Here is a 2,249-nt window from a genome sequence, read left to right on the forward strand (position 1 = left end):
GCGGGCTCGTCGCCCACTCGTGCTCGTCCCGCACGCGGACCGCGAGCGCCCCGGCCGCCGCGGCCCGCTCCTCGACGTGCGCCGCCGAGAGGCCGGCGAGGGCCGCCGCGAACGACTCGCGCCCGGTCGACCCCGGCAGTCCCAGCAGGTGCAGGAGCCGCTCACGGTGGTGCGGGTAGTTCGCGTGCGTCCGCAGCCAGCCGTCGTGGGTCCGGAAGTAGCCCGACAGCGGCGCGAACCCGGGCCAGGGATCGCCGTCGATCCGCAGCAGCCGGTCGCTCGCGCACGCGGCGGCCACGCGCCGCGGCTCCACCGGGTGCGGCGCCCGCCCCGTGAGCCGGCCGACCGCCTCCTCGACGGCGCCGACCGCCCCGCACAGCAGGCCGAGCGCGTCGAGCCGGGCGGGCAGCAGGTCGTCCACCTCACCGACGGTAGGCCTCCGGGCCGGGCGCGTCGCCCCGAGCCGGGCGCGCTACCGTCGGCAGCGGCAGGTCGGACGACGACGAGACGACGACGCGACGCCGACGCGACGACGCGGCGAGACGCCGACGCGACGCGTCGGCGATGCGGCCGCGCGAGCGGACCCGGGGCGCCCGTCCCCCGGGGGGAGAGGAGGTCGGTGGTGGCGTTCCTGCAGGCGCACTTCTTCTCGGAGGTGCTCGGGCTCTCCGTCCAGGCGGACGTCGTGCTGCCCCAGCGCACGCGCGGTCAGATCGGCATGGCGGGGGCCGCGCGCGACGGCCGCCACCCCGTGCTGTTCCTCCTGCACGGCCTCTCGGACGACCACTCCATCTGGATGCGGCGCACCTCGGTCGAGCGCTACGCGTCGGAGGCCGGGCTCGCCGTCGTGATGCCCGCCGTCCACCGCAGCTTCTACGCCGACCAGGTGACGGGGTACCGGTACTGGACCTACGTCAGCGAGGAGCTGCCGGAGCTCGTGCGCGGCTTCTTCCCGCTGTCGGACCGCCGCGAGGACACGTTCGTCGCGGGGCTCTCGATGGGGGGCTACGGCGCGATGAAGTGGGCGCTGCGCCGGCCGGGCTCGGTGGCCGCGGCGGTCAGCCTGTCGGGAGCGCTCGACGTCGCGAGCCTCGAGCTCGGCGACGAGCTCACGGCGACGTTCGGCGACCGGGAGCGGATGCGCCGCGACGGCAACGACCTCCTCGACCTGCTCGCGCGTGCCGACCCGGCGGAGCTGCCGCGGCTGCGCGCGTGGTGCGGCACCGAGGACGAGCTGCTCGGCCACAACCGCCGGTTCCGCGACGCCGCGCGCGCCGCGGGGGTCGACCTGCAGTACGAGGAGGGTCCCGGCGGGCACGACTGGGCGCGGTGGGACGAGCAGATCCGGGACGTCGTCGACTGGCTGCCGCTGCGGCGCTGAGCGGCCTCCCGCGCCGGCACGCGGTGGCGCGCGGTCGAACAGGCGTTCGATACCCTGGGCCGGTGAACGGTCGTCAGGTCGCCAACCGCGACATCCCCACGGAGATCCCCTCCCGCCCGATGGGGGCGGTGCCGGTCATCGTCCGGGTCGTGTGGGTCGACGGCGTGGAGGAGTGGCGCCCGGCGAGGGCGGTGCGCTGGACGGCTGCGCACGTCATGGTCGCGTGGCGCGACGACGAGTCCGACCCCCGCTCGGAGCGGTACGAGTGGCTGCGCGCGGGGGACGTCGCGCGCTCGGTGACGTGGTTCGTGCCGCCGGAGCGCACGCCGCGCCGCCCGGCCCCCGCCCGCGGTCAGACCGTGTCGAGCGCGTCGGCCGAGTAGCGCGCGGCGCGCGGCTGCGGCACCGCGAGCGAGGGCGGCGGCGTCAGCTTGAGCAGCTCGCCCACCACGACCCGCCACAGGTGGTCCACCTGGGCCAGGCCGGCCGCCACCTCGTCCGGGGCCACGTGGCCGATCGCGTGCAGCCCCTCGGCGTCGTCCAGCAGGTCCCACGCGCGCACGACCGCCGCGTGCGCGGAGCGGTACGCCGAGGACCCGCGGCCCTCGGCGGGCGTGAGGACGTCGAGCACGGCGGCCGCCTCGTCGAACAGCGCGCGCACCGGGGCGACGGCGCCGGGGCGCTCCGCCGACGACAGGTCGGCGGCCCGCTCGGCGACGGCGCAGACCGTCGTCGTGGCGGCGAGGCGGTGCACGTGCGCCGCGGTCGCGCCCGGGTCGAGCCGCTGCTCCAGCAGCAGCGCCACCGACCGTCCGAGCACGGTCTCCGCCCGCTGGCGCTCGCGGCGGGCGCGCTCCTGCTGCGTGCG

Annotated in this window: 3 protein-coding genes and 1 pseudogene; 2 read left to right on the forward strand and 2 right to left on the reverse strand. The window is 77.5% G+C overall.

The window, feature by feature from the left end:
• Positions 1 to 421: pseudogene (locus HGCM_RS20435) on the reverse strand (CoA transferase); the annotation flags it as partial.
• A 201-nt stretch (positions 422 to 622) separates the two neighbouring features.
• Here HGCM_RS20435 and HGCM_RS09300 point away from each other — a divergent pair.
• A complete protein-coding gene (locus HGCM_RS09300) occupies positions 623 to 1,381 on the forward strand; it encodes an alpha/beta hydrolase (protein WP_019136570.1) in 759 nt (252 codons plus the stop codon).
• A gap of 62 nt (positions 1,382 to 1,443) precedes the next feature.
• Positions 1,444 to 1,764, forward strand: coding sequence for a hypothetical protein (locus HGCM_RS09305; RefSeq protein WP_019136571.1), 321 nt, complete (start codon positions 1,444 to 1,446; stop codon positions 1,762 to 1,764).
• Here the strand turns inward: HGCM_RS09305 and HGCM_RS09310 are convergent.
• The coding region (locus tag HGCM_RS09310; RefSeq protein ID WP_026075373.1) for a hypothetical protein at positions 1,734 to 2,249 on the reverse strand (516 nt) is incomplete at its 5' end. The two genes, HGCM_RS09305 and HGCM_RS09310, sit on opposite strands and share 31 nt — an antisense overlap.

Source organism: Cellulomonas massiliensis JC225, assembly GCF_000312005.1.
Lineage (GTDB): Bacteria > Actinomycetota > Actinomycetes > Actinomycetales > Cellulomonadaceae > Cellulomonas > Cellulomonas massiliensis.